Origin of the sequence: Paenibacillus sp. 11B (assembly GCF_030487755.1) — a bacterium.
Lineage (GTDB): Bacteria > Bacillota > Bacilli > Paenibacillales > Paenibacillaceae > Paenibacillus > Paenibacillus vandeheii.
Window position 1 is genome coordinate 971,086 of sequence record NZ_JAUKNS010000001.1, and the last position, 24,953, is coordinate 996,038.

Annotated in this window: 19 protein-coding genes; 3 read left to right on the top strand and 16 right to left on the bottom strand. The window is 48.5% G+C overall.

The genetic code is table 11. From position 1 onward, the window contains the following. Window positions 1-166: 166 nt before the first annotated feature. The 7 genes from Q0V21_RS04315 to Q0V21_RS04345 all read right to left on the bottom strand — a co-directional run bounded on the left by Q0V21_RS04315 (window position 167) and on the right by Q0V21_RS04345 (window position 9,548). Window positions 167-1,831 (bottom strand): AraC family transcriptional regulator, encoded by a 1,665-nt coding sequence (locus Q0V21_RS04315; protein WP_301877730.1) that lies wholly within the window; start codon window positions 1,829-1,831, stop codon window positions 167-169. Window positions 1,832-2,391: 560 nt separating this feature from the next. Further along, complete coding sequence (locus tag Q0V21_RS04320) at window positions 2,392-3,444, bottom strand: cell wall hydrolase (protein ID WP_301877731.1); 1,053 nt, start codon at window positions 3,442-3,444, stop codon at window positions 2,392-2,394. Between the two features lie 278 nt (window positions 3,445-3,722). Next, the gene (locus Q0V21_RS04325; RefSeq protein WP_301877732.1) at window positions 3,723-4,940 is read right to left on the bottom strand and encodes an MFS transporter; all 1,218 of its coding nucleotides are present in this window, start codon (window positions 4,938-4,940) and stop codon (window positions 3,723-3,725) included. Between the two features lie 114 nt (window positions 4,941-5,054). After that, the gene (locus Q0V21_RS04330) at window positions 5,055-5,870 is read right to left on the bottom strand and encodes a carbohydrate ABC transporter permease (RefSeq protein ID WP_301877733.1); all 816 of its coding nucleotides are present in this window, start codon (window positions 5,868-5,870) and stop codon (window positions 5,055-5,057) included. Window positions 5,871-5,969: 99 nt separating this feature from the next. Continuing rightward, window positions 5,970-6,842, bottom strand: coding sequence for a carbohydrate ABC transporter permease (locus Q0V21_RS04335; protein ID WP_301877734.1), 873 nt, complete (start codon window positions 6,840-6,842; stop codon window positions 5,970-5,972). A 3-nt stretch (window positions 6,843-6,845) separates the two neighbouring features. Next, window positions 6,846-8,120, bottom strand: a complete 1,275-nt coding sequence (locus Q0V21_RS04340; RefSeq protein ID WP_301877735.1) for an ABC transporter substrate-binding protein — start codon at window positions 8,118-8,120, stop codon at window positions 6,846-6,848. Between the two features lie 246 nt (window positions 8,121-8,366). Beyond that, window positions 8,367-9,548, bottom strand: a complete 1,182-nt coding sequence (locus tag Q0V21_RS04345; RefSeq protein WP_301878401.1) for an LLM class flavin-dependent oxidoreductase — start codon at window positions 9,546-9,548, stop codon at window positions 8,367-8,369. Window positions 9,549-10,016: 468 nt separating this feature from the next. Between Q0V21_RS04345 and Q0V21_RS04350 the strand changes: the two genes are divergently transcribed. Continuing rightward, complete coding sequence (locus Q0V21_RS04350) at window positions 10,017-10,889, top strand: helix-turn-helix transcriptional regulator (RefSeq protein ID WP_301877736.1); 873 nt, start codon at window positions 10,017-10,019, stop codon at window positions 10,887-10,889. 143 nt (window positions 10,890-11,032) lie between these two features. Here the strand turns inward: Q0V21_RS04350 and Q0V21_RS04355 are convergent, their stop codons facing one another. The 6 genes from Q0V21_RS04355 to Q0V21_RS04380 form a co-directional block, all read right to left on the bottom strand. Further along, complete coding sequence (locus Q0V21_RS04355) at window positions 11,033-11,956, bottom strand: hypothetical protein (RefSeq protein ID WP_301877737.1); 924 nt, start codon at window positions 11,954-11,956, stop codon at window positions 11,033-11,035. A gap of 8 nt (window positions 11,957-11,964) precedes the next feature. Beyond that, the gene (locus tag Q0V21_RS04360) at window positions 11,965-13,332 is read right to left on the bottom strand and encodes a nucleotide sugar dehydrogenase (RefSeq protein ID WP_024631090.1); all 1,368 of its coding nucleotides are present in this window, start codon (window positions 13,330-13,332) and stop codon (window positions 11,965-11,967) included. Window positions 13,333-13,466: 134 nt separating this feature from the next. Then, window positions 13,467-14,270, bottom strand: a complete 804-nt coding sequence (locus tag Q0V21_RS04365) for a response regulator transcription factor (protein ID WP_079349530.1) — start codon at window positions 14,268-14,270, stop codon at window positions 13,467-13,469. 68 nt (window positions 14,271-14,338) lie between these two features. Continuing rightward, entirely contained in the window at window positions 14,339-15,736 is a 1,398-nt protein-coding gene (locus Q0V21_RS04370) for a glycosyltransferase family 2 protein (protein ID WP_179132809.1), read from the bottom strand. 22 nt (window positions 15,737-15,758) lie between these two features. Beyond that, complete coding sequence (locus Q0V21_RS04375; protein ID WP_024631093.1) at window positions 15,759-16,970, bottom strand: HEAT repeat domain-containing protein; 1,212 nt, start codon at window positions 16,968-16,970, stop codon at window positions 15,759-15,761. 26 nt (window positions 16,971-16,996) lie between these two features. After that, window positions 16,997-19,222 (bottom strand): hypothetical protein, encoded by a 2,226-nt coding sequence (locus Q0V21_RS04380; protein WP_301877739.1) that lies wholly within the window; start codon window positions 19,220-19,222, stop codon window positions 16,997-16,999. An 859-nt stretch (window positions 19,223-20,081) separates the two neighbouring features. Between Q0V21_RS04380 and Q0V21_RS04385 the strand changes: the two genes are divergently transcribed. Continuing rightward, on the top strand, window positions 20,082-21,326 hold the full coding sequence (locus Q0V21_RS04385) for a DNA polymerase IV (protein WP_301877740.1): 1,245 nt from the start codon (window positions 20,082-20,084) through the stop codon (window positions 21,324-21,326). Further along, on the top strand, window positions 21,323-21,664 hold the full coding sequence (locus Q0V21_RS04390) for a YolD-like family protein (RefSeq protein WP_024631096.1): 342 nt from the start codon (window positions 21,323-21,325) through the stop codon (window positions 21,662-21,664). Before Q0V21_RS04385 ends, Q0V21_RS04390 begins: the two co-directional genes overlap by 4 nt. A 205-nt stretch (window positions 21,665-21,869) precedes the next feature. Here Q0V21_RS04390 and glsA read toward each other — a convergent pair whose 3' ends face one another. The 3 genes from glsA to Q0V21_RS04405 all read right to left on the bottom strand — a co-directional run bounded on the left by glsA (window position 21,870) and on the right by Q0V21_RS04405 (window position 24,905). Next, the gene (glsA, locus tag Q0V21_RS04395) at window positions 21,870-22,811 is read right to left on the bottom strand and encodes a glutaminase A (protein WP_079349534.1); all 942 of its coding nucleotides are present in this window, start codon (window positions 22,809-22,811) and stop codon (window positions 21,870-21,872) included. A 114-nt stretch (window positions 22,812-22,925) separates the two neighbouring features. After that, window positions 22,926-23,408 carry a GNAT family N-acetyltransferase gene (locus tag Q0V21_RS04400; protein WP_285078600.1) on the bottom strand — a complete coding sequence of 161 codons (483 nt, stop codon included), beginning with the start codon at window positions 23,406-23,408 and terminating at the stop codon, window positions 22,926-22,928. Between the two features lie 207 nt (window positions 23,409-23,615). Beyond that, window positions 23,616-24,905 carry an L-lactate MFS transporter gene (locus Q0V21_RS04405; protein ID WP_301877742.1) on the bottom strand — a complete coding sequence of 430 codons (1,290 nt, stop codon included), beginning with the start codon at window positions 24,903-24,905 and terminating at the stop codon, window positions 23,616-23,618. Between the last annotated feature and the right edge of the window lie 48 nt (window positions 24,906-24,953).

The following is a 24,953-nucleotide window of genomic DNA, read 5'->3' on the forward strand; positions in this document are numbered from 1 at the left end:
TTCTCTGTAGGTGACTGTCCTACTGTCACAAAAAAAGCCGCCATGTAGGCGACTTTGATGGTACCCTCTAACTAAAATAGTTAATCTACGATAGGCATTAATATTCAATCAATGTGCGTTGTTTTCAGTTCGGCATTGAAAGCCTAGATCCAATTGGAGCATTTAATCATTTAGCAGCCGCAGCCATTTTCGTAATCTTATCCGCAATATCTTCGGCCTGTAACAGAGACGAGAATGAATCCGCCGCGAAATATTTTTCCATTTCGATCTCAATCACATGATGATTTTTGACGGCATCTAAGGATGTCCACGTCACTGGGAGCTTGGGTGGCTCTTTACCTTCAACTTTAAGCACAATGACGTAGTCGCCTACATAATCGTTTACAGTCTCCCATGACACTTCAATACGATCCTCTTTTTTGTCAATGATTTCACTTTTCACTTTAGGCGTTGGGTTCAGACCCAAAATATCGTATGTAGCTCTGCCCCCACGCTCGCCTGCATTACCAATCACCATCAAAAATTTGTCTACAGTAATATAATCCACAATGGAGATCGTTGCATCTTTAGGAATTACATTTCTAATTTTATTGCGGGCAGCTTCCGTACGTTTTTCAAAATCTTCATTCCACTTCTTAGCTTCTTCTTGTCGACCCAGAATATCGCCCATCGCCGTAATTTCTTCCTGAATCGTGGAGTACTTGCTTGTCTCAAACACGACGGTCGGTGCAATCTTAGAGTAACTTTCATAGGCTGCTGTATTCCAAGTAATAATGATATCTGGAGACAAATCCAATACCTTCTCTAAAGAGATACTTCCCTCCAAACCAATATCTTGAACCGTGTCAGGTAAATAAGGTTTTAGAAACTTTGCAAAGTTCATTTGTGTACTGGATGCTCCAACTGGCGTTACCCCTACAGCTAAGACTGGCCCTAAGTCCCAGTCAACAACAACACGTTTGGGATGTGTCGGAACACTAACTTCTCCCATGACCGTTGATACTTTACGCATGCTCGTATCTTCTTTGGCCTCATTGGAAGGCATATTTTGAGTAGACTTTGCACTCTGCTTTGAATTTCCACCTGCTGATCCCTGGGTATTATTTTGACTGGAGTTCCCATTCGTGCACGCTGCAAGCATTAACGTAAAACATAACATGAGTGTTAATACCATCTTCGATCTTGTTCCTCTATACATCTGTCTATCCCCTTCTGTTTTGTATTGATAATGATTATCATCAATAACATAACAAGTAGAAGAATGTTTGCCCATAGAGGATACGAACCCTTCCCATGGACTATCTGAATCGCCTACGTCCTCCTTCATTTTCTTTTTATATTGCCCTGGCGTCATCCCGACCTGCTTCTTGAACAAACGTGTGAAATAAAAAACGTCACTATAACCTACGCTTGAAGCTATCTCCTGTGCAGTGGCATCTGTCCGAATCATTAATTCTTTTGCTTTAGCCATCCGCGCCTGAATCACATATTCGATAGGACTTCTGCCCGTACGAAGTTTGAACTGTTTCGATAAGTATTGAATGCTGTAATTCCATTGTTCAGCCAAGGACTCCAGAGAAATAGATTCATTAAAATGTTCGTGAATGTACTGGATGATCTCTTCTACCATATCCTTTTCCTTTGAAGTAACTCCTTGAAGCTTCAGTTGCTGGACAAGTGTATATACGAACTGGTAAAAAAAGATTTTCACATGAAAACGTTCAAAAATCTGTCTTCGGTTCCATTCCTCATACATCGAATCGACATGACGATACAGATTAACCGGAGCAAGAGGCTGGTAGGCATAGGGTAGCTGAAAAGGGTTGTTCATGAGATAGTTCTTCTGGATTTCTTTGCTAGCTTTGGGGGACATACTACCTCTATATAAAATGTAATAGTACGTCACCTCATCTTGTCCAGCCTCAAATCTGATCCTGCTTCCCTTTCCTGCATGCAGTAGATAAAACCTTTTAAATATATGTATATCATCATCCAACCAAAGGGAGCCTTGTCCTTGCACGATATATATAAAACCACTGACTGGGAGATGATATTGCTGCTTCCCCCCGCTACTTATTACAATTTGGCGAATATCCACCAGCTGAATCGATGAATTGTCCCACATTTGAATATACTCTTCCCAGTTCACTATTTTTCTCCCCCGTTTGACCACATACTGAACCTAATATTCAGTAAGAAATCCCTTTATAATTCACTTTGACTATATTCGATAACGATAATCATTGTCAATTAGAGAGCGACTTAAGGGTAAGAAGAAATCCCTACACTCCCCTCCAGAACGAACAGAACCCCGGCAGCGCATCTGCATTCAGCAGCGCACAACTGGGGTTCACCATTATTTTAATTATTACTTATATCTCTTAACCTAACTCACCTTGTAAAATCATGCTGCCCAATCGTCAGCAACGTTGGTCTTCTCTTGCTCCACAACGACGTTGCAATCTTCGGATTGTAATAATAGAGGGCTCCGTGTGTCGGATCAGTGCCATTCAAGGCTTTACGTGCTGCCTGGTAGGAAGTCTGGGTTGGTTTTGTATTAAACTGTCCATCGTCTATGGCCGTGAACTGCCCTTTCTGGAAAATCACTTTCGGAATTGATGACGGGAATGCATTCGAATGCACACGATTCAAGACGACCGCGCCTACAGCAACCTGTCCTTCAAAGGATTCTCCGCGTGCTTCCCCATGAATCAGCTTTGCCAACTGGCGCAGCGTGTTGCCTTGGGCTGCAGCCTTCTTGTTTAGTCTGTTCAGTGTTGCCGGACCTGCAATCCCATCCGCACTCAACCCCTGAGCCTGCTGGAACTTACGGACAGCGCCTTTGGTAATAGAACCGTAATATCCAGTCATTCCGGCCTTAAAATACCCCAGTTCGCTTAATTGCTCCTGCAATTGCAGCACATGTTCACCGCGAACGCCCTGCTCCAGCTTCTGTGCTCCGGCAGAAGGAGTTGCCATCGTAAGTCCGAGAGCCATCGCGAAGGCACCGAGAAGCACACTGACTCGTCCTGCCCTTTTGCCAGCCTTTTTCCCCCTGCGATGGGTGACTTTCCGGCTGACGGTAATAGGCCCCATGTGGTCAGTACTTGTGTGCAGATCATACAGATTATACAATTCAAGCCTCTCATCCCCGCGATTTAAACTAACTTCTTCATCAAGGCTGTAGATATACTTCATCTGTTTCATTTCTCTCATCTCTTGAACAGGAGTAAGGTCGATCACATCATATCTCCTGTTCATCTCACTCATCCTATCGTTGCCATTATAGCTGTATATCACCTTCATCCCCACATTCTCAATCACACGTATCCGTTCACACACGCTATTCTGTCCACTCATCATATGCTTTTCATTCATCATATTCTCTGCATTCACTTCATTCATTTTACGCGTCTGATCCATTTCAATATTGTTTTTCATCATTCCATTAACCTCCACTTTTCTGAATCCAGATCCCACTTCTTCCCCCTGAATTCTCACGGTTGGACATCCCGAGTGTCATTATAGGATATAGAAAAAGTGACGTCTATCGGACCGAGGGCGCAGGCAAAAATCCACTCCAAACATAGCAAAAAGAGGCATGAGCCCATGGTCACGCCATGGTCATGCCTCTTCTTGTATCAACTTCCTTCCGCTTGTCCAGCCCATCATTTCCGTAGGCAGGTTGACCCGTACAAAAGTTGCGTTGTATTTATTGACATTTATTCGGCCAGTTCCAAACCCTTCGTTTCCCGGCCCAAGAACAGCACAGCGGCTGCGCCAATGAGGATGGTCACGAAGAAAATCGTGAATATCAGGCTGATTGCAACCTCACGCTGAACCAGCATACCAACCATTAATGGCGCAAGCACGCCCCCAATCCGGCCTACCGATGTGGCAAGACCCACACCTGTGGAACGAACGGAAGTGGGATACAATTCCGGACTATACGCGTACAGTCCGCCCCAAGCTCCCAGATTGAAGAAGGAAAGGCAGATACCTGCGGTCAGAATCGTCGCTTCCGTTGTTGCCAGTCCAAAAGCAATCGCACTTACTGCTGTCAATGTAAGATAAACGACAAGTACAAATTTGCGACCAAACCGCTCAATGAAGTACGCCGCTGTGAAGTAACCTGGCAGCTGCGCGATCGTCATAATCAGCACGTACTGGAAGCTTTTGACCAGCGTAAAGCCTTTCGCCATGACAACCGACGGCAACCACAAGAACATGCCATAATAAGAGAAAATGACGGTAAACCACAAGATCCAGAGCATCAACGTTGTACGACGATGCGGTGCTGACCAGACCGTAGCTACCTTCTCACGGAACGTGATTTTATGAAGCTTGGTATTGTTCTTGTAACGTGGCGGGTCCTGAATAGCACGGCGCAGGTACAGCGCATAGAACGCCGGAACAGCACCAATAGCAAAAGCAATTCTCCAGCCATATTCCGGGATCACAAAGTTGGCAATGAGTGCCGATACTATCCAACCGCCTGCCCAGAAACTCTCCAGCAGTACAACTGCACGTCCGCGTTCTGCCGTAGGCATGGACTCCGATACCAATGTAGATGCTACGGGCAGCTCACCGCCAAGGCCAATACCGGCAATCAGACGCAGTACACACAATACGGCGAATCCGGTCGCCAGGGCTGAAAGACCGCTAGCAATCGTGAAAATTAGTAATGTCCACATCAAAATGGCCTTACGCCCGAAACGGTCCGCAAGTGCCCCCGCAAGCAATGCACCTAGCGCCATACCAATCGAGTTGATACTTGTAAGCACCCCGACTTGTCCGGGACTGAGACTCCATTCCTTGGCAAGTGCAGCCACGATGAAGGAAATCATGCCGACTTCCATTGCATCAAACAGCCAGCTCATGCCGGCACTGAACAGCAGCTTGCGCTGCTTGGGATTCCGCAATACTTCCAGTTTGCTCATCACTTATAGCTCCCTTGATCTCTATATAATCATTCTGACACTAAACCATTATTATGCAGAATGATCCAGAAATCAATGCAAAATACGCATATCCGTTGATCTTCTTCCCATACCTTACCCCTTGAGTGAACCCGCTGTCAGACCTGCAACAAAATAGCGTTGAAGCAGAATGAACAGCACGATCATCGGAATGGCTGTTACCAGCACACCCGTGAGCATCATCGGATAGTTGGTCACGTATTCCCCGCGGAACTGCATGAGCGCGAGAGGCAATGTGAGCTTGGACTTACTGCTGAGCATCAGCATCGGAATGAGCAGATCATTCCAGACCATCACAAGCAGGAACGTAGCTGTAGCTGCCAAAGAAGGTGCAGCCAGTGGTAACGCAATCCGTGTATAGAGCCTCCACTCGCTTGCTCCATCCATGCTGCCCGCTTCCAGTATTTCCGCATTCAGCATACGCATGAAGCCCGTCAGCATAAATACGGAGACCGGCATCAGCATCGCAGCTGATACTACAATGAGTCCCGTTAGACTGTCCGACCACCCAAGCGTACGCGTCAGGGAATAGATCGGCAGCATGCTTACCTGGGAAGGAACAATCAGTCCCGCAACGAACAGGGCAAACACAATTTTGCCCACGCTGCCACCCCAGCGAACAATGGCATATGCAATCATACTGCTGAGTAACAACTCAATCGCAACCGTGCCCAGCGTTACGACCAGACTGTTTTCGAAATACTGCCACATCGGCTGGTTGCGGAACATTCCCGTGAGATTATCCCATGTAAACGGGTCCGGCCAGCTAAATGGACTGCTAAAGAAGTTGCTGCTGGTTTTGAACGATGACACAAATACAAAGTACAGCGGCACGATAATCAGCAGCGCGTATACCAATAAGATCAGTCGATTGAACCATTTTAAAAACATATAAATTCCCTCCCTTCTTCCTTTGGTTGCTTGGATGCTGCTGGGCAGAGTAAAACTTAATAATTCACGTACTCATGAGCATTTCAATTCGTCCAATCGTTAATAGCTTACCCGGTCGGCTCGAAGCGCTTTGAATTGTAATAGTGTCAGCAGCGCCAGCAGAACCAGGAAAATCATCGAACCTGCTGAAGCGAGGCCAAAGGAGTAGCTGCCAAAGGCGGTATGATAGATATATGTCGTCAAAATTTCAGTCGCGTAGTTCGGGCCTCCGTCCGTCATCGTGAAAATGAGGTCAAATGCCTTGAACGACTGAATGGTCGTATAGGCCACAACAATTGTTGCCGAAGGTGCCAGCAGCGGCCAGGTCACGGTACGAAATACCTGCCATTTGCTACCGCCATCCATACGTGCTGCTTCATACAGCTCTGACGGAATGCCTTGCAGACCTGCGATAAACACAATCATCATCTGCCCGGCATGTGCCCAGACCTGTACCGCGGCAATCGAGTAGATGGCGATCTTCGGATCACCAATCCAGTTGTGGGCCATGCTCCCCATACCTGCTTCATTCAGTCCATAGTTAATCAACCCGATCGAAGGATCATACATAAATGCCCAGATCAGCCCCACCGATACGGAGGACAGAATCGCAGGCAGAAAATACAGGGCCCGGAGCGCGATGCGTGTCTTTGTGTTACGTACTAGAAGCAGCGCCAGGACAAGTGAAATAAAGGTTTGCGCTATAACAACCGTTACCATGAATTCAACGTTATTGCCAAAGGCTTTGCGAAATACGATGCTGCTGAGACTGTCCTTGTAATTATCCAGCCCTACAAATGCATACGACGGGGATACCCCGTCCCAATCCGTAAAGGAGTAGAACAGCCCCGTCAATGTAGGAAATACGAACAGTGCAACGTACAGCAGCAACCCGGGTAACAGAAACAGGGATAGCTGAATACGGTTCTTCATCGTTTATTTCCCGATATGCTGATCAATGATCGCCTGTGCCTGCTGTGCTGCTTCTTCAGGAGAAGTGCCGCTCAGTACAGCCTGAATGGAGTTCGTCACCGCTTTCTGATTATCTCCATTCAGGATGGTGAACCGTGGCTGGAACACGGTCTTTTTGCTCGCCCAATCTCCGGCAACCTGAAGCTCGGGTGTATCGTACTTTACATCGTTCACTGTCACGTTCTGTCCTGTCTGGTTGGCATATTGGCCAGCCACTTCCGGACTGCTCAGGAATTCGAGGAACTTCTTCGCTTCTTCCGGGTGTTTGGACTTGCTATTCACCGCGAGCATGAATGTAGTGGTGTGCACCCCTTCATATTTCGCCTGATCGGCACTTACGGTAATCGGTGCGAGCAATTTTTGCTCCAAATTCGGATTTTGCAGCTTGTTCTGTGCCAACTGATACGATCCGCTTGCCAGTATCGCCGCTTTCTCTTGGATGAAGAGTGCTCCCGCTGCCGGGTCTTTCGTTCCCAGTGCATCCTGCTGGAAGTAACCTTTGTCGTTCAGTTCTTTAATTTGAGTCAATGTTTTCACCCAAAATTCATCCGTCAGTTTTGCTTCGCCAGCTTCCACTTTGGTAAAAATGTCGTCACTCGGCGCATTGTTCATCACCATCGTATTCATGAATTGGCCCGGACCAATATCCGCTCCAGCAAATGCAATCGGAATAATGCCGTTGTCTTTCAGTGTCTGACAAAGCGCTAGAAAACCTTCCCAATCCGTCGGCGGGGTCAGTCCGTATTTTTCAAACAGCTTCACATTGTAGATTGGATCGTTGTATACGAGTTGATAAGGAATTGCATATTGTTTGCCATCGTGCTGGCCTGCTTCAATCAGCTTTGGATTGTAGGCTGACAGAAACGACGATCCAGTCAAATCCGTAAACAATCCGGCTTTGGTGAAGGCTTCGAACTGTGCACCAGGGAAGGAAGCAAATACATCCCCAACCGAACCGTCACTGATTTTGGATTGTACAGTGGATTGATATTGGTCCGAAGGAAGAGTTTGCATTTCTACATGGATGTTCGGGTTTTCCTTTTCAAACGCATCAATCGTCTTGTTCAGCGCCTCCACATCCTCACCACGCCAGTGCATGAAGCTGATTGTTACTTTGCCTGAACCGGAGGAGCCGCTCTCTCCTGATGAAGCAGTATCCCCGCCGCCGCAAGCAGACAACAGGATGGACATCATCAGCATACTGACGAGGGGCAGGATATATTTTTGTTTTTTTCTCATGAAAGAAGACCTCCTGAAGATATTTGATGTAAGTTAAACGACTAAATTTACACTGAACACTACGTATTCATAACAATCTTCCAATCGCTGTTACCCCCGGATTTTTTCAATTCTATTAAAGGAGAAATCCGGGGATAGCGTATGCTTCCGATGTAGCTTTCTTTCAGAAAGCTTTCAGGCGAACGCTTCGCTTCTTCAGATCGGTTCTACTCTCTCCGTTAAAGTGTAAAAAAAGGGTTAACTCACTTAATTGGTAGTAACTGAATGCTGTTTTTGTCTTGTTTTCCACTTCTCACGAATGATCGGCATAACTGTCCGTCCAAAAATTTCGGCTTCTTCCAAATGAGGATATCCCGAAAGGATAAATGTCGTTACGCCCATATCCCCGTATTCCATCAAGCGCTCAGCGACCTGTTCGGCTGTACCGACAATAAGAATTGCTCCGCCGGAACGAACAACAGACAAACCTGTCCACAGGTTCGGACCTACGACAAACTGCTGCTTCTCGGACAGTTCCCGCAGCTCATTTTGCCTGCGTTGATTGGTTGCATCCGTCTCCGCGAAGGCAGCTTTGGCTTTCTCGATCGCTTCAGGTGGAACTTTGCTAATAATCTCCCAAGCCGCCGCCCATGCCTCTTCTTCGGTATCCCGAATGAGTACCTGTGCCCGCATGCCGTAACGCAACTGGCGATCTTGACCCGTTTCCTCTTTGATCTGTTCGCGAATGCCTTCAATTTCTTCGATCTGCTCCTGAATCCAGTCATGCGGCTCGCCCCACATGAGGAATGTATCTGCATGTTCAACAGCTACCCGTTTCGCAATCGGTGAACTTCCTCCGAGGTAGAATGGCGGATACGGCTTTTGCACGGTTTCAGGCATACCTACCGGAGCTTTGAAATTGTAATATTTACCGTTAAACTCCTGATTATCATCGGATGCTTCCTGATTCGACTGAGCACCACTTCCAGCAAACTCGGTTAGATTCAGCCCGGTCGATTGCGTCCATGAACGCTTCATCACTTCCATGTACTCGCTCGCGCGTTCATAACGTTCATCATGGGCATGAGCCAGTGGATCACCCAGTTCCTCCAGATCCCGAACCGAGCTGCCTGTCACTACATTGATCATGGCACGACCACCAGACAGTTGATCCAGTGCCGCTCCCATTCGTGCAGCCAATACAGGGGTGACCAGACCTGGGCGAATAGCCACAAGCGGACGCAATGTTTTCGTGTGACTCATGACAGCCGAACCCACAACCCACGCATCAAGACAAGCTCCTCCTGTCGGAATCAATACAAATTCAAAACCTGCCGTCTCCGCCGTCTGCGCCACTTGAACTAAATAATCCAGGCTCGGTTCCCGTTCCGGGGCAACCCCCACATATTTTCCGTCTCCTGCTGTAGGCAAAAACCAGCCAAATTTCATCTCTTCCTGTTCGCTCACACAAGTCATTCCCTTCTATGAATAAATAAAGTCTCATGTTAAAAATAAGACCAGTGTTGTGCACATTGGCCGTTCCGGTTACGAATCGTTCTTTCGATCACTGTTATAAAGGCAAACATTGCGTTTCTTCAGAATCGATTTCGTACCCTCCACTACGTTCGCACTCGTTAAACCTTATTTTTAAAGTGCGCCTAATTTCTAATCATTTTATAAGTGCGAATAATTCCAAATGCCGATTAATTAACTTGGTTTAATAGGTATGGACATCATAACAATTGATTTGTCTGTGATCAATGTCATTTCGCGGCAATTTTATTTTGTCATTTTGTGGTGAATTCACAGGAATAGGTCTTTCTCATCTTGAATATTTACAAAACCCACCTGTATAATAGGTTATAAGAGAAACTTTCAGAGATTACAAACTATACTTATATTAAAGAGGTGTTCCTGATGATCGAGAGCATGAAGGAGGACCACCACGAGTTTTTGGATATTATTTTTTTTACTCCGTCCGAATTCGAGAAAGCCGGTGGAGCTTGGCCGATTCGAATCGGCCGTAATATAGCCAAGAGCAACTATCATATTGGCCCGCGAACGACGCCTTTTCATTATTTGATCTTTGTTCTGGAGGGCGAGGGAACATTCATACAGAACGGACATCGTTATTCCCTGCGTGCCCGTGATGCATTCTGCCTGTATCCCCAGGTTACCCATGAGTACTGGTCTGACCCGAAGGAGTCTTTGCACAAAATTTTCATTGCCTTTGACGGAAAACATGCAGCCGAACTTCTGGCACGAATCGGGCTCACTCCGGACGCGCCGCATCGTTCAGGTGTACTCACCCCGGAGACGGCAAATGGCATGCGTGCTTTTATGGAAGAGGTTCGCAAACCTCAGGGAGGCGCAAGCGACCTGGGACGACTGACCCGTTTTCTCGGATTGTTTGATCGAATTGCCAAATCGCCCGCTACCCGAGTACTTCAACCAGACTCTGCCACACCATGGCTGCAAAAGGGCAAAGAGTACATGGATATTCACTTTGCTGGCGGCATTACTGTGGAAGGTGTATCTGCACACGCTGGCGTGGATCGGACCCATTTTGCCAAACAATTCCGCAAAGCTTATGGTCTGTCTCCTGTCCAGTATATTCAACGTCTCAAAATGAATCAGGCCAAACGGCTGCTTGTGCAGACCCCGTTAACGTTAACTGAAGTAGCGCACTCGGTAGGTTACCCCGACCTGTTTTCCTTCTCCAAAGCATTCAAAAAGCAGGTCGGTCTGCCTCCCAACCGATATCGAACCGCCGAGAACAACAAAAGCTGATTTGTCGCCAATCGCCCGCTGCTGAAAGCTACCTAAAACTACCCAAAGCAAAAAGGCAAGCCTCCTTGACGGAGACCTGCCTTTTCCCATTTACAATTCACAACCATCTTTCTGTTAACCACATGCCTATGCATATGCTCCTGCTACTTCTTCTCCTCGCTCTTTCGAGCCAGCGGAATGCCGTTTTCCTTTGCATACCATGCTTCATAATGATGCACAGCGACACCAGCAAAAGAGGAATGAGAAGCGCCAAGATCAAACACCTTCTTCATTTCTTCGTCCATATTGGTGATGGATTTGCTGAAAAAGGTTAGATGATCGCCTTCATGCGTGTCTGCCAGCTCGGCTCCAACCCATACTTTCTTGCCAAGCTCATCCGCTTCGTCCAGCTCTTCCTTGGACAGATCATACATCTGCTGACCACTATCCCGGTAAGCCATAATAGCTACTGCATCAAAATGGTCGATCACCCAGCGGCTGAATGTATCTCCGCCTTCTACCGACTCACGAGCATCCAGCCAGAAAGGGATCGCGGCGCTCATGTACAGTCCGGCATCAGATCCGGCTTTGGTCCAGGCCTTCATGTTGTCGCTCCACTCCGCAATCACGCTGTTCTGCTCGTTCTCCCAGCGTTTTAGCTGATAAGGCTCCACATCCAGCTGAATGCCCTCAAAGCGTTCATTTTTGGCCGAAGCCGCATTATAGGCTCGTACTTTTTCAATAAATGCAAGTCCCTCTTCCCGCTTCTCCGTATAAGCCCAGTCTGCATGACCGTTCAGAGCATGCACTTCGATCTCAGCCTGCCGGGCAGCCGCAATGAATTTGCGGTACGTCTCATCCGAAACCTCATCCTGGATTTGCAGGAAAATGGTATCTACGCCCTGTGCTTTGGAGAAGGAGATAATCTCGGGCGTCTGCTCTGCAATAATGGAAGCGTCCCACAGCCAGGTCGCTTTGTGTTCCTCATGTGAGAACCATTTGAGTAGCCAGGGCAGAAGCAGCAGGCAGAACAGCAGGGCCAGAATGGCCCATTTTGCCTTCACCGACAGTTTGCCCCACTTGTTCATTATATTCCTCAGACGAGCAACGCTTCACTTGGCTCAAGCACAGGGTGCTGTACCGAATGACCAATCTTGTAAATGTGCGGATGTGTGTACGTTTTGAACGCATTACGTGTATCCAGAATCGGCACACCCATCTCGGCAATATCAAAGTAAGGCAAATCGCTGTGGTTGGTGATCAGCACGATGCAATCGTACTTCTTGAACTGCTCAAGGTTGAACACTTCGCTATATACCGTCTCTCCATGCTTGTCCAGGAACGATTCAGCATGTGGATCATAATAGCTGACATTGGCGCCACCTTCCTTGAACAGTTCATAGACTTCCAGTCCTGGAGATTCACGCAAATCGGCAATATTCGGCTTGTACGACATACCGAGCAACAGAATGTTAGATTTACGTACGGATTTCGCGTACTCATTCAGGATCGTAGATGTTTTGTTCAGTACATAATATGGCATGTTGTCATTAGTGGATTGTGCCAGCTCGATGAATTTGCTGTAGAAACGGAATCCTTTGGCCTTCCAGGACAAGTACATCGGATCAAGCGGAATGCAGTGACCGCCGATGCCAGGGCCCGGATAGAATGGCATGAAGCCAAACGGCTTCGTCGCAGCTGCGTCGATAACTTCCCAGATATCAATGCCCATACGATCGCACATCATCGCCATTTCATTAACAAAGGCAATGTTTACGCTGCGGAACGTATTTTCCAGCAGTTTGGACATTTCAGCCACTTTTGGCGAAGATACAGGTACAACCGTTTCAACGTACTTGCTGTACAATGCTGTTCCCAGCTTGAGGCAAGCTTCCGTTGTTCCACCGATTACTTTCGGTGTATTAAAGGTAGTGAATCGTCCGTTGGACGGGTCCACACGTTCAGGCGAGAAGCACAGGAAGTAATCTTTTCCTGCTTCTTGTCCGATCTTGTCCAGCTCATCCTGAATCAGTTCTTCGGTTGTACCTGGATAAGTGGTGCTCTCCAGCGTAATCAGCATACCTGGTTTCATGTGCAGTTTGATCTGATCCACAACCGTCTCGATATAAGACGTATCCGGGTCCTGGTTTTCACTAAGCGGTGTAGGTACGCAGATGCTCAGTGCGTCGATCACGCGCAGCATGCTGTAGTCCGTTGTTGGCTGGAAGCGGCCGCTTTGCATTACTTTTTTCAATTCCTCGGACGAAATGTCGTGAATATAGGAATCTCCTTGATAGATGCTCTCCACTTTGGATGCATCCAGATCAATTCCGATTACCGTGAAACCCTGATTGACCATTTCCACCGCAAGTGGTAACCCTACGTAACCGAGCCCGACCACGCCGAGCACCGCTTCTTTATTTTCAATCGCATTCAGTAATGTGTGGAATTGTTGATTCTCCATGATATTCCCTCCAAAGTGTATTTGTTTGGTTGATTGACGAATCCATTTGATAGATGTTTGTCTGTAAATGTTCTTATTTGTTTTGATCGAGATTAATAGGCTGCTGTCTCTCCTGGTTGTGCTGGTGATTGCGTCTAATGCAGGCAACGCCTGATTCGGGCATCCAGTTCCACAGGTGAGAACGGTTTGGTCATATAATCATCGACCCCGCTGCGGAAGCACTGGCTGATCGTCTGTTCTACACGCTGCTCCGTCAAAACGACGATTTTGGGCGGCTGCTCCACATCAAGGTTCTGGATATGTTGAATGAACGGCAGGCCATCAATGCCATACAGATTCAATTCGGTCAGCACCAGATCGGGCGTGATTTTCTCAATCAGCTCCAATGCAGCCAGCCCATCCACCGCTTCATAGGTTTCGTACCCTTGCATCTTCAGCCGCAATTGCAGAAACTCGCGTACCGTCGGATCGTTGTCCACAATCAAAATTCGTTCCGGCTCGTCTGCCGTCTTGTCCAGCGTGTAGATATGAATCTCCGACGGGTCTACCAGCTTCGCAGACTCAGCCATATGTTGAATGGTTGCCTTGGAAGGACGCTCACCTGCCGGGAAACTTGCCAGCGTGATTTGCGGATCGGCACCAGGTACCGTCTCCTGCAGTTCATGCTTGATGCGAAGCCCCTCATAATGAACCTCATCCAGTGTCAACCCTGGCAGCAGGACAGCAATCGCCTGTGTGGCTCCATCCACCCACACCTGGAACGCAGACTCACCGGTCTGCTCCAGATGTGTCCTGACCTGCTGCTCCGGCTGAGACTGCCCTGCACAATGGATGAACATTAAGCCGCATGTTTCGGCACCCGTTTCTTTCAATCCCTGTTCTACACTGCGGTACACATTAACGGCAGCCTCACGCTGCAATGTCGCCGTATTTGGCATGTTCTTTTCCACCCTTCTCCCTCGGTTATCTATATTGTTTCTGCTGTATTACTTTGATTACGCTGTGCTTAGGCCGCCTCGCTTGTTTTCTCTTCCTCGGACCAGCTCTGGCGTGTCATGGTACCCCATGAATTGTTTTTTTGCATGAACTGAATATGCCCCTGCAATCTCCACAGCACGCCAAGCTGATGATAGCCGACGAATTTCAGAGCGGAGTAGAACAGCATTTTGACCAGATCGGACAGCTTGTTATACCGCTTGAATGCAATTTCCTCGAGCACAAGAGCTCCCACACTGAGCAGATAACCACTCACAATGTTGAGCGATCCAAAGAGCACAAGTATCGGCCACTGGGTCATATCCATTAGTACATATCCCGTGAGAGCGAGAAGTCCGGTAATACGGAAATACGGATTCAGCGCTTCAAAAAGGATGTTGTACGGCATGGTCAGCATGCCCATGACTTTATATTTCGGGTTGAACAACATGCCGCGGTTCTCAAGCATGTTCTTCAGATTTCCGCGTCCCCAGCGCTTGCGCTGACTGGACAAGATCCGGTAGGAATCCGGCGCCTGTGTCCAGCACACGGCCTCAGGGCAGAAGGCTACGCGGTATTTCAATTTGTTCTCCAGCATATAACGGTGAAGCTTGATGATAATGTTCATGTCTTCACCCGGATAACCGTCCCGATATCCCCCAACGGCGATAACTGCATCCTTACGGAACATACCGAAGGCACCCGAGACGATAATCAGACCATTCATGTGACTCCAGCCGATCCGTCCGCCGAGAAAAGCTTTGAGATACTCGATGGACTGGAACATCGGCCAAATCTTGCGAGGCAGTGAAACGTCCTGCACTGCCCCGTTTTCGATTTTGCAGCCGTTGGCTATCCGTACATCCCCGCCAATAGCAACCGTCTCTTCCGGATTCTCCATATACATGCGAGCCATGCGAATCAGGGCATCCTTTTCCAGCAAAGAGTCGGCATCAATCGAAGAGATCAGCGGGTAATGGGACAGGTTAATTCCAGCATTGAGGGAATCGGCCTTCCCGCCGTTTTCCTTATCAATGACATACAGGTCCGGGAATTCCGGATTGTGGTAGATCCCGCGAATTTTCTGACAGGAAATCTTGCCCCGGATCTTCGTGTTAGGTACTGGCTTCAGACGGTATTCTTCCAACAGCACCTTTAAGGTGGTATCGCTGGAGCCATCATTCACCACGATGACTTCATAGGTTGGATAATTCAGCGTCATCAGGCAGTTCACATTTTCAATAATCGTCAGTTCCTCGTTGTATGCAGGCACCAGCAAGGAAACCGATGGTACGAGCTCCGAGCCCGATAACGTATTGTATTTGGAATAGTGCGACCGCCTGAAGATCGTCCAAATGTTACGGAATGATAAGGCCAGAATGGAAAAATAGAGCGTATTTACAGCAACGACATAGTAGATTGCGACCATGCCATAGATTAATAGTAGATCTCTAAGCAGTGTAATCCCCTCCTACCGCAGCCACACCTGTACGTTTCTTGCTTGTTGTCCGGTTCCCGCGTACGGGACCAAAGTACCGATCATACAGCAGCCTTTTTTTGTTATGTGCAATCATCTGGTCAACGGCTTTGTGGTCTGTTCCTGAGTGCTGCATCGTGCTCTCAATCTGTTGCATTGCAATTTCCCTTTCAGCACCTGTACCCTGCACCGCGGCCTGACACAAGGCTTCAAATCCCGGTTCACCCAACTTGCTCAGGCTCTCCGCACTGTTATAACGTACGCCCCAGTCTTCGTCACGCAGTGCTTTGCGCAGCAATGGAATGCTGCCCGCCGCATGTTTCGAACCGAGCGCCAGAACCACTTCGGCACGCACCTCCGGGTCCGAATCCTGCATAAGCTTCAGAATGGTCTCGTCCTGAAGTGCCGGACTTGCGCTGAGATACAGCTTCACCGCTTCTGCCCGTACATCCTGATGTTCTGCACCTACGAGTCTGTCGAGTGCTGGCATCACTTCCGGTACAGCCTGTCCCCACATCGCTACGAGTCCCACTTTGACAAAGTCAGGATTGCGGTCTTCCAGCAATTCAATGAGAATTCGGCTTGTATCCAGACTGGTTTCGAGCAAAATATCTGCTGCCAGATGATGAATCGATTTTCCTTTGGTTAACAGCAGCGCGAGCATGTCTTTCAGTTCACCCTGGCGGGTGGTACATCTTGCGATCGAACGACCAATCATAATCGCCATCGGGCCCGGCTTCTCATCCTTAAGCAATTCCATCAAACCTGGAACAGCCTCTGGACAACGCATGCCGCCCAATCGATAAGCCGCATCAATTTGGCGTCCGTAACGAATACGGCTCAGTTCCTTCAGATCTTGCTCTACAAATCCGGCTTCACGGCAGAGTACAATCAATTTGTTGCGATACTCTCCCTTGAACTGATCAATCCATTCAATAAGCTTGCTCTGGATGACCCGGCGCTCGAGCCGAGCCAGCTTCCCAGGTGGCAATCGCAGGGGACTGTCCTCTGTCAGCGCCGTCTGGAGATACGTAAAGTAATCACGCTGTTTTAATTTATAAAATTCAATCTTGCGCCGTTTGCCGTTGTGGGACATTTTCATGGCAAACAGCAGGATCACCCCCACAACGACGAGCGCTGTACAGATGTATAGAAATAGATAAGCCAAAGCCAAATTCGGAAACATGTGAAAAGGTCCTCCTTTATACTCATTTATTCGGTCTGAAAACTTGGAATTTGTTCATACCGTTTCTGCATTTCCTCGTAGCTCAGTTTCAGTCGCTCACTGTACTGTACTTGCTCCCATGGCTGCCAGCTGTATATAGGCAATGTCTTCACATCCAGTGTCTTCTGTTCACCACCGGGCCAAGAGATATCTCCAGTTGAACGATCCATTAGCCAGGGAACCAGAGTGACGCCCTTGACCGCGACCGTTTCGAATTCCCGTCCACCCTTCAGCGCACCATACTTGATCGCTTGCAGTGAACTTGGGTCACCGAATCCAAGCAGCATCCAGGGAATACGCATCTCAACCTGATTACCGTTATATTGCCAGGCGGTTAACGAATCGGTATCGGACTGATCTGGAGCTGTCGTTCCCCGCTTCAATGTACCCACCTTCTCATTCATGAACGGTTGGGCAGATCGGGTATCCGGTGGGGTCATCCGCAGGCTGACCGCCAGATTCCATGGATGGAATGGATCTGCTGCATTCTTTTGCTCTTCCGGCAGCATCCCGTAACCGTCCTTGCCATAAAGCCGCTGGTTAAAGTCATAGTCTTTGGCGATCTCCACTTGCGATTCAGCATCCTGTCCCAGTGTGATCACCGTTTCGAGACCATCACTGAGTGTTCGATCCGGAAGCCTCGTACCTGGCTGATTGCCACCATCCAGTGTATTCGTTCCAATGCGCAGCAAGGTCTGATCCGGGTCAAAAGGCTGATCCAGCGTCATGCCGATGTACAGGTAGGCTTCATCATGGGTCATCTTCATTTCCTTGATGCCATCGACCTTGCCTTGCCAGACGGTGACCTCTTCCTTCTTCAGCGCATTCCAGTCATCCAGTTTACCGTCTATGGTTAGCTGTTCCTGTTTACCAGGGTCCATGGCGAGCAGACCAAACATTTTCTCATTCGTCAGCACGTTCAACCAGTAGGCACGCCGATCAGCTGGAATTTCCAGCGGCATTGTGTTCCAGGTTTTCTTGAACCACTCATCCTGCCACATGAACAAAATCGCTCCCGCATACCCTTCGTCATAAATATCCTGAGTCAGCGATGCGTCGATTTCTCCTTGCTCCACCTCGTTATGTCCGCCCTGATCCCGGCCTCCCATACCCAGATGGGAAATTCCCAGCGAAGACGGTACACCGTACTCTGTAACCATTACAGGCATATCGGAAAACTCGGCTTTGAGCTTGCGTAGATAACTTTTGTACGTGTTGTACTCGCCGTTCTCGTCCTTGATGGTCTGAAGTGTCTGGTCCGTATGGAACAAATCCGGGTAATAAGGGTACACATGGTATGCTGCAAAATATCCACCCTGCCACTCTTCCGGTTGAATATGGCGTGCATCCACACTGACCAGATCCTCCTCGAATAGCGGCTCGCCCGGATGATCCAACACGTCAGTAGTTACCCAGTTGGTGAAGGTCATCGGATGCTCCCATCCGTATTTCTTCTCCAATACAGCGGTATAGTCCAGCAGCTCGGCCAGCCAATTTTCAAACGGAGATGCATCCTGCGTCCCCGAAAAATGAACGCCCTTATACTGCGGCACATCGGGATGGCTCTCATTCGTGTTGTTCACCATCGAAGGGTCCCACTCGGTACCCACATGCCAAGCCATCAGGTATTTCCCGGCATTCGTCTTGTATTTACCGCTTGACTCGCCCGGTTTATCGGGAATGTCCGCATCGCCATATACAGCGGATACCGCCTTTTCAATCTCCTGCTTGAACGTCTGCTCAATAGGGTCAGCATAGGCATCCTGCTTCTCAATCAATTCTTCTTCCGGCGACCATATGCCCTGTATAAAATATAACGGTTGCTCCCTGCCGCGATTATAATCAACCAATGCTGTGTAAAAAATCGGCTCATGCACCGTATACACCCGGATCACATTGGCTCCAAGATCCTCAATCTGCTGGAACCACCTCAAGTAATCCTCTTTGGTCAACGGAAATTCGCCCGGGTAATGTCCCGGTGATGTTGCGCCCAGGTTTACCCCTTTGACGAACATCTCCCGCCATGTGCCATCGGGTCCATATTCCATGAACCGGTCTCCATCGGTTCTGAATTTCATCTCTGTACCGTTCTCCGCTGTGTACGTAACCAGTTGAGGTTGCATGTAGTGCCAGCCGGCAAATATTCCTCCCGTCACTACGGCCGCTCCGGTCAACATCGTCAACAACCAGCGCTTACGTCTTCGTCTGCTCATGGTTCTTAATTGCTCACCTCTCTAGTATGCATCCTGCTTCAGTTCAGATCTTGAATGACATGAAGGTATGCGGGGAATCCCGCTTCGGATGTCCGCTTTGGGTAGAGATGTCAGCGGTGTGTTCTCACTATAGCTCTAAGTCTCTGCATTTGTAACTAGGCTGATGGAAGCAAACGTAAACTGCAACATTCTGCCCATAATTCGTAAAAAGCGCCATCAACTAGCATCCAGGTGACCTTCTGGCCCTTATCCTCCATCAACACGAATATAGGCTACTTTAACCGTCCGTTTGAGGTTCTTCCAGCCTTGCACATCTCTACCCGTTATTGTTATATGCAACGCGGATTGTGAGATCTGTTTCCGCTTGAACGCTTACCCCATTAAACGCTAATGATATTTTAAAGTTGCGGACATTTTTACAGTATTAACCATAAAGATTACAAAATTGATACTATAGTCCGATAACGTATCCTTGAAAACCCGCGCCCTATCAAGGTTTTCTGAAAAGTGCAGAAAATGAAAAAAGGACATCAGTCCCCCCTTATAGGACTGTGCCCATTTATATTACTTTTACATAAAGCTGAATGAACACCCGGTCATCACCCGGAAGTCACGGATCTCTTACACGAAATGTAAAAACATACATCTTATTTCCTAAATTTTGACTCTATTAGGTCCGTTCAATAATTGTGTCCAATTTGCAAAATAATTCCGGTTGCCGCATCTGACATTGTCAGATATGCTTATAAAACAGGAACACTTGTTCCATACTGTAAGTAAACTGTAAAATAACGTTGGCTGAATGAGTTCCATCGTTGTACAGAAGTAGCCGATTTATGAATAAAAGGAGAGAAGTACTATGCCCCGCAAAGACGGACGTGTCATTATGCTGGCCGATTGCCAGTCGTTTTATGCCAGTGTAGAGAAGTCTGCACATCCCGAATACAGAGACCGTCCGCTTGTTGTTGCGGGAGATCCTGCACGCCGTTCGGGTATTATTCTGGCAGCCTGCCCACTCGCCAAGTCCTATGGAATTACTACAGCAGAACGGCTGGGTGAGGCTCTCGCCAAATGCCCCGATGTTGTCGTCATTCGTCCCCGGATGGCTGAATATATTCGTGTTTCCCTACACATTACCCGTATCCTTCAGTCCTATACCGATCTGGTTGAACCGTATAGTATTGATGAGCAGTTTCTCGATGTCACCGGAAGTTTGGACCTGTTCGGCAGCCCTGAAACCATTGCCCGCAGCATTCAGGACAGGGTCATGGAAGAGACTGGCGTCTATATCCGCGTTGGCATCAGCGACACCAAGGTTGTTAGCAAGATGGCCTGTGACCTGTATGCCAAAAAAGTCCCGGTAGGCATCTATACACTGCCCCGCAAGGACATGCAGAAAACACTGTGGAATAAACCTGTTCGAGACATGTTTATGGTCGGTTCCCGAATGGCGCAGCATCTCTACAAGATGGGGATTCATACGATCGGTGATCTGGCACAGACTCCGTTGTCCCGGCTGAAAGAGCGTTGGGGGGTAAACGGTGAGGTATTGTGGCGTATTGCCCGCGGGATCGATGATTCTCCGGTAAAACCCGGGACATATGCTCACCAGCAGCAGGGCATTGGACATCAGATGACATTGCCTCGGGACTATGAATCGTGGGCGGACATCAAGGTGGTGCTGCTCGAATTGGCAGAGCTGGTCAGCAGGCGTTCCCGGGACAAATCACTCATGGGTAATGTCGTCTCTGTTGGATGTCGGGGGCAGGATTATGATCGTCCAACCGGCTTCTCCCGCCAGATGAAGGTGAATGAACCTACCAACATCACCGATGAAGTATACGATGCGGCAGCTGCTCTGTTTCTGCGCCATTGGGACGGATTACCCATTCGCCGCATCAGCGTGTCATTGACCGGACTCGTGCCCGATTCCGAAGTACAGCTATCCTGGTTCGATGACCGTGAACGTAAAAGAGAACTGGAACGCGCCACGGATGACATCAAGCGCAAGTTCGGAGATACCGCGATTATGCGGGCCTCCTCGCTCTGCTCGTCCGCACAGGCACAGGAACGTTCTCATAAAATTGGAGGTCACTATAAATGAGTAAAAAATTGCAGCAAAACGGAATTTTTGAGTCCTCGCGCATGATGCTTCCCGAACACCGGGAGGCCTATATCATTCATCAGGAGCAGCTCGCTCCCCGTACCCGTCCATCCCTGGATGCCCAGGCAGCGGAAGAAATGTCCCGTTTGCTTAGTAACTCGATGGTGCTCGGGGATGCTGTCACCATCACCCTGTTCCATGAACATGATGATATCCGCTTTACCGGACAGGTGCTCCGATTGGACTCCCCTGCCCGTACCCTTAAGCTGCTGATGGAGAGCGGGACCCGGGACATTCAGATGAATCTCATTACAGATGTGGTACTCGCGAATGAATGATGCGGGCTGGCATTGCGGGTACACCGGTATAGATGCAGCATGGCCGTTGCCATGCAGGACCGTTTTCCTACACATTCTGTTGCAGGACTGAAGCAGCCGACAAGCCATATCCACATGGGGCATTTCGTTCCAAAGAAGCAAAAGAACGGATTGGTGATTCATCGGCTACTCAGGAGGATAAGGAGATGACTTCAAGGTGACTTCATTAGAATAAACTCCAGTCAAATTCCTTGGAAAGACGCTCAAGCAGATGCACGCCTGCAATGCTGTTTCCTTTCCGATTCAGAGCCGGACCTACAAGACCGATGCCAAACTGTCCTGGAACCAGGGTCAGTATTCCACCCGACACTCCACTCTTGGCAGGCAGTCCGACCTGAATCGCAAATTCGCCGGATGCATTATACATACCGCAGGTGGTCATGAACGTTTTGGCAATCTGTACATAACGACGAGGAATAAGCTCATTTCCGGTGATGGGATCTGTCCCGTCATAAGCAAGCACCAGTGCCATACGGGCCAGATCCGCACAAGTCACCTCGATGGAGCAATGGCGGAAATAGACGGCAAGCACATCTTCGACATCATCCTTGAGTACGCCATTATGCTTCAGAAAATAACCAAGCGAACGGTTCAGATGGCCTGTTTCCCATTCGGACCGATATACCGCTTCGTTGTAGTCCAGTCGATCATTATTCGCCAGCGTGCGGAAAAATTCCAAAATGCGCCGGGACTTCTCCTCTTTGCAATCCCCGCCAATCAGGGACGATACCGTAATCGCGCCCGCATTGATCAATGGATTAAACGGAATGCCCGGTTCCACTAGTTCGAGCTTGATCATGGAATCATAATCATCCCCGGTAGGTTCTTTTCCTACATTAAAGAAGACCGCTTCCTCCCCATGATCCATCAGGGCCAGAATGAGTGTAAATACCTTGGAGATACTTTGCATCGTAAACGGGATACCACAATCTCCGGCCGACACATGATTGCCTTCGGCGTTCATGATATGTATACCCAATTCGTCCTGCGAAGCCTTGAACAACTCGGGAATATAAGAAGCAACTTTCCCCTGTCCAGTATGCAAACGGCTGGTCTCCAGCCATTCCGGCAGCAATAAATTCAATTGTTCCATTGCAGCATTGCTCATCTCCATCTCCTCCAAATCTCTGTATGAGCATTTCGCATGCTTTCGAATGATGAGTTCCCATCGAAGTGATGCAAAATGCCCGGGATAGTATGTATTACCCGCAAGCCTGATCCCTTAGCGCTTCACCTGAAGATTCAGCTCCAGAATCTCGCCAGGTAATCCCTCATAATCCCCCACCCATGTGGATACAAAATTCTGTCTGAGCAATATTTGACGGGATGCCGCATTGGACGGATCGATAACCGCATAGAGTACAGCAATCCCTGCCGCCTGTGCCTGAATAATCAGCCGAGCTGCAATGGAAGTCCCGTGTCCTTTCCCCCAGTATTCAGGCAGAATCATATAACCCATTTCCGCCCGCGATGGATCGGATTCATCCGGGATCAGTTTAGCGTAAGCCATCCCTACCCCGTCTTCACCGGATATCCGATAATATCCGCAGTCATTCCCCTGATTATAATTCAGCATGGATTCAAATTCCGCTGTAGCTTCATGCTCAGGCAGAGCACGTTCGGTAATTTGTTGCATAACTTCAATATTGGACACAAGAGCATAATAATCAGCAAAATCAGATGATGCATATTTCAAGAAATTCATGACGGACATACCTCCTCTAAATGGCTAACAAGGACTTGCTCTTTTTATTTCACCTAGAGTATACCAGAAGCAAAGTATGCATTGCACACAACCGCTTCATGTACAAGGAATCCCATTCCCTTCCGGTCGAGCTGGTACCAAAAAAGCGGTCTCCGCAGAGACCGCCCAACTTGCTTTTATAAAATAAAACTTCGCCCCTGGCTACACTCAGCTTGCCCGGGATGATGGGTTAAGATTCATCTGCTGTTCACGTTGACGTGTACGACGTCCTTGACCCGGAGGTGTAATAATCAACGCCAGCAGCAGCGAGACAGCGCAGAGTACAGCGATCACAATAAAGGTAAGATGGAATCCGCCCAGCAGGGCGCTGATAAACGATCCAGCCAAGGCACCAAATCCAAATCCCTGATAGATGACGCCGTAGTTTTTGCTCTGATTTTTCAGTCCGAAATAATCAGCCACAATCGCAGGGAAGACCGTAATATTGCCACCAAAGCAGAACGCGATAGCAGCCACACAGGCGAAGAAGATGCCAAAGCTCAGCGGTACCAGACTAAGCGTCATTACGGCAACAGCCGTAACCAGCAGTGCTCCGGCAATGACTTTCATCCGTCCCACTTTATCCGACAGCGCACCCAGAATGATACGTCCAGCGGTGTTAAAGATGGCAACCATCGCCACCGCATTGCCAGCTGTAGCCACGTTAAGTCCTGCCAGCTGCACACCGATGTCTTTCACAATACCGATCAGATACAGTCCACTCATACATGCCGTGAAGAAAATAACGAACAGCATGTAAGCTTCTTTCGTACGCAGCATTTCTTTGACCGTATAATCATGACGTACTTCTTGTTGCTTCGCACCTTCGGTGCTGCTTGCTGGAGCTTGTTCACGAACTACCGCTTCACGGATCAGGAACGAGCCGCCCACAATCAATACCAGTACAATAATGCCCCAGTACATAAAGGCTTGAGCAGGACCAACAGCACCGATTAAGGCAGAGTTCACGTATTTGAACAACAGACTGCCCGTACCAAAGGCCCCAACCGAAATACCCGAGATCAGACCTTTTCGCTCAGGAAACCATTTGATCAGGTTGGACAGGGAAGTAATATATGCCGTACCATCCGCGAATCCAACCACAAATCCGGCCAGGATGTAGAGCAATGTCAATGAACTCACTTGAGAACTAAGCACGAGTCCCAGACCAAGCACCACACCGGCTACCCGAATCAGGCGACGAAGCCCCCATCGTTCTTGCAGTCGTCCTGCAAACAGTGTGGCAAATGCCAAAGCAAAGCTGGTAATCGAAAAAGTTATCGCTACCGAGCTGACGTCCCATCCGAAACGATCAGACAGCGGTTGATTAAATAAACTCCAGGTGTAGATGGTTCCGAGACCCATTTGTACAATAATGGTGCCCAGTACAATAAGCCAGCGGTTCATTTTCATAGATGTAGATGCTGAATTAGGTGTGGATGAAATAGCTGCTTTCATCGTGATCTCCCCTTTGCCGATGTCATATATATGAATGCGTTCACAAGC

Coding starts and splice junctions, on each gene's coding strand:
- Q0V21_RS04350 (WP_301877736.1), top strand. CDS start 10,017: ATGATCGAGAGCATGAAGGAGGACCACCACGAGTTTTTGGATATTATT.
- Q0V21_RS04320 (WP_301877731.1), bottom strand. CDS start 3,444: ATGATGAAAAACAATATTGAAATGGATCAGACGCGTAAAATGAATGAA.
- Q0V21_RS04390 (WP_024631096.1), top strand. CDS start 21,323: ATGAGTAAAAAATTGCAGCAAAACGGAATTTTTGAGTCCTCGCGCATG.
- Q0V21_RS04380 (WP_301877739.1), bottom strand. CDS start 19,222: ATGAGCAGACGAAGACGTAAGCGCTGGTTGTTGACGATGTTGACCGGA.
- Q0V21_RS04385 (WP_301877740.1), top strand. CDS start 20,082: ATGCCCCGCAAAGACGGACGTGTCATTATGCTGGCCGATTGCCAGTCG.
- Q0V21_RS04355 (WP_301877737.1), bottom strand. CDS start 11,956: ATGAACAAGTGGGGCAAACTGTCGGTGAAGGCAAAATGGGCCATTCTG.
- Q0V21_RS04375 (WP_024631093.1), bottom strand. CDS start 16,970: ATGTTTCCGAATTTGGCTTTGGCTTATCTATTTCTATACATCTGTACA.
- Q0V21_RS04335 (WP_301877734.1), bottom strand. CDS start 6,842: ATGAAGAACCGTATTCAGCTATCCCTGTTTCTGTTACCCGGGTTGCTG.
- Q0V21_RS04370 (WP_179132809.1), bottom strand. CDS start 15,736: ATGGTCGCAATCTACTATGTCGTTGCTGTAAATACGCTCTATTTTTCC.
- Q0V21_RS04365 (WP_079349530.1), bottom strand. CDS start 14,270: ATGCCAAATACGGCGACATTGCAGCGTGAGGCTGCCGTTAATGTGTAC.
- Q0V21_RS04325 (WP_301877732.1), bottom strand. CDS start 4,940: ATGAGCAAACTGGAAGTATTGCGGAATCCCAAGCAGCGCAAGCTGCTG.
- Q0V21_RS04340 (WP_301877735.1), bottom strand. CDS start 8,120: ATGAGAAAAAAACAAAAATATATCCTGCCCCTCGTCAGTATGCTGATG.
- glsA (WP_079349534.1), bottom strand. CDS start 22,811: ATGAGCAATGCTGCAATGGAACAATTGAATTTATTGCTGCCGGAATGG.
- Q0V21_RS04360 (WP_024631090.1), bottom strand. CDS start 13,332: ATGGAGAATCAACAATTCCACACATTACTGAATGCGATTGAAAATAAA.
- Q0V21_RS04345 (WP_301878401.1), bottom strand. CDS start 9,548: ATGAAATTTGGCTGGTTTTTGCCTACAGCAGGAGACGGAAAATATGTG.
- Q0V21_RS04400 (WP_285078600.1), bottom strand. CDS start 23,408: ATGAATTTCTTGAAATATGCATCATCTGATTTTGCTGATTATTATGCT.
- Q0V21_RS04330 (WP_301877733.1), bottom strand. CDS start 5,870: ATGTTTTTAAAATGGTTCAATCGACTGATCTTATTGGTATACGCGCTG.
- Q0V21_RS04315 (WP_301877730.1), bottom strand. CDS start 1,831: ATGAACAACCCTTTTCAGCTACCCTATGCCTACCAGCCTCTTGCTCCG.
- Q0V21_RS04405 (WP_301877742.1), bottom strand. CDS start 24,905: ATGAAAGCAGCTATTTCATCCACACCTAATTCAGCATCTACATCTATG.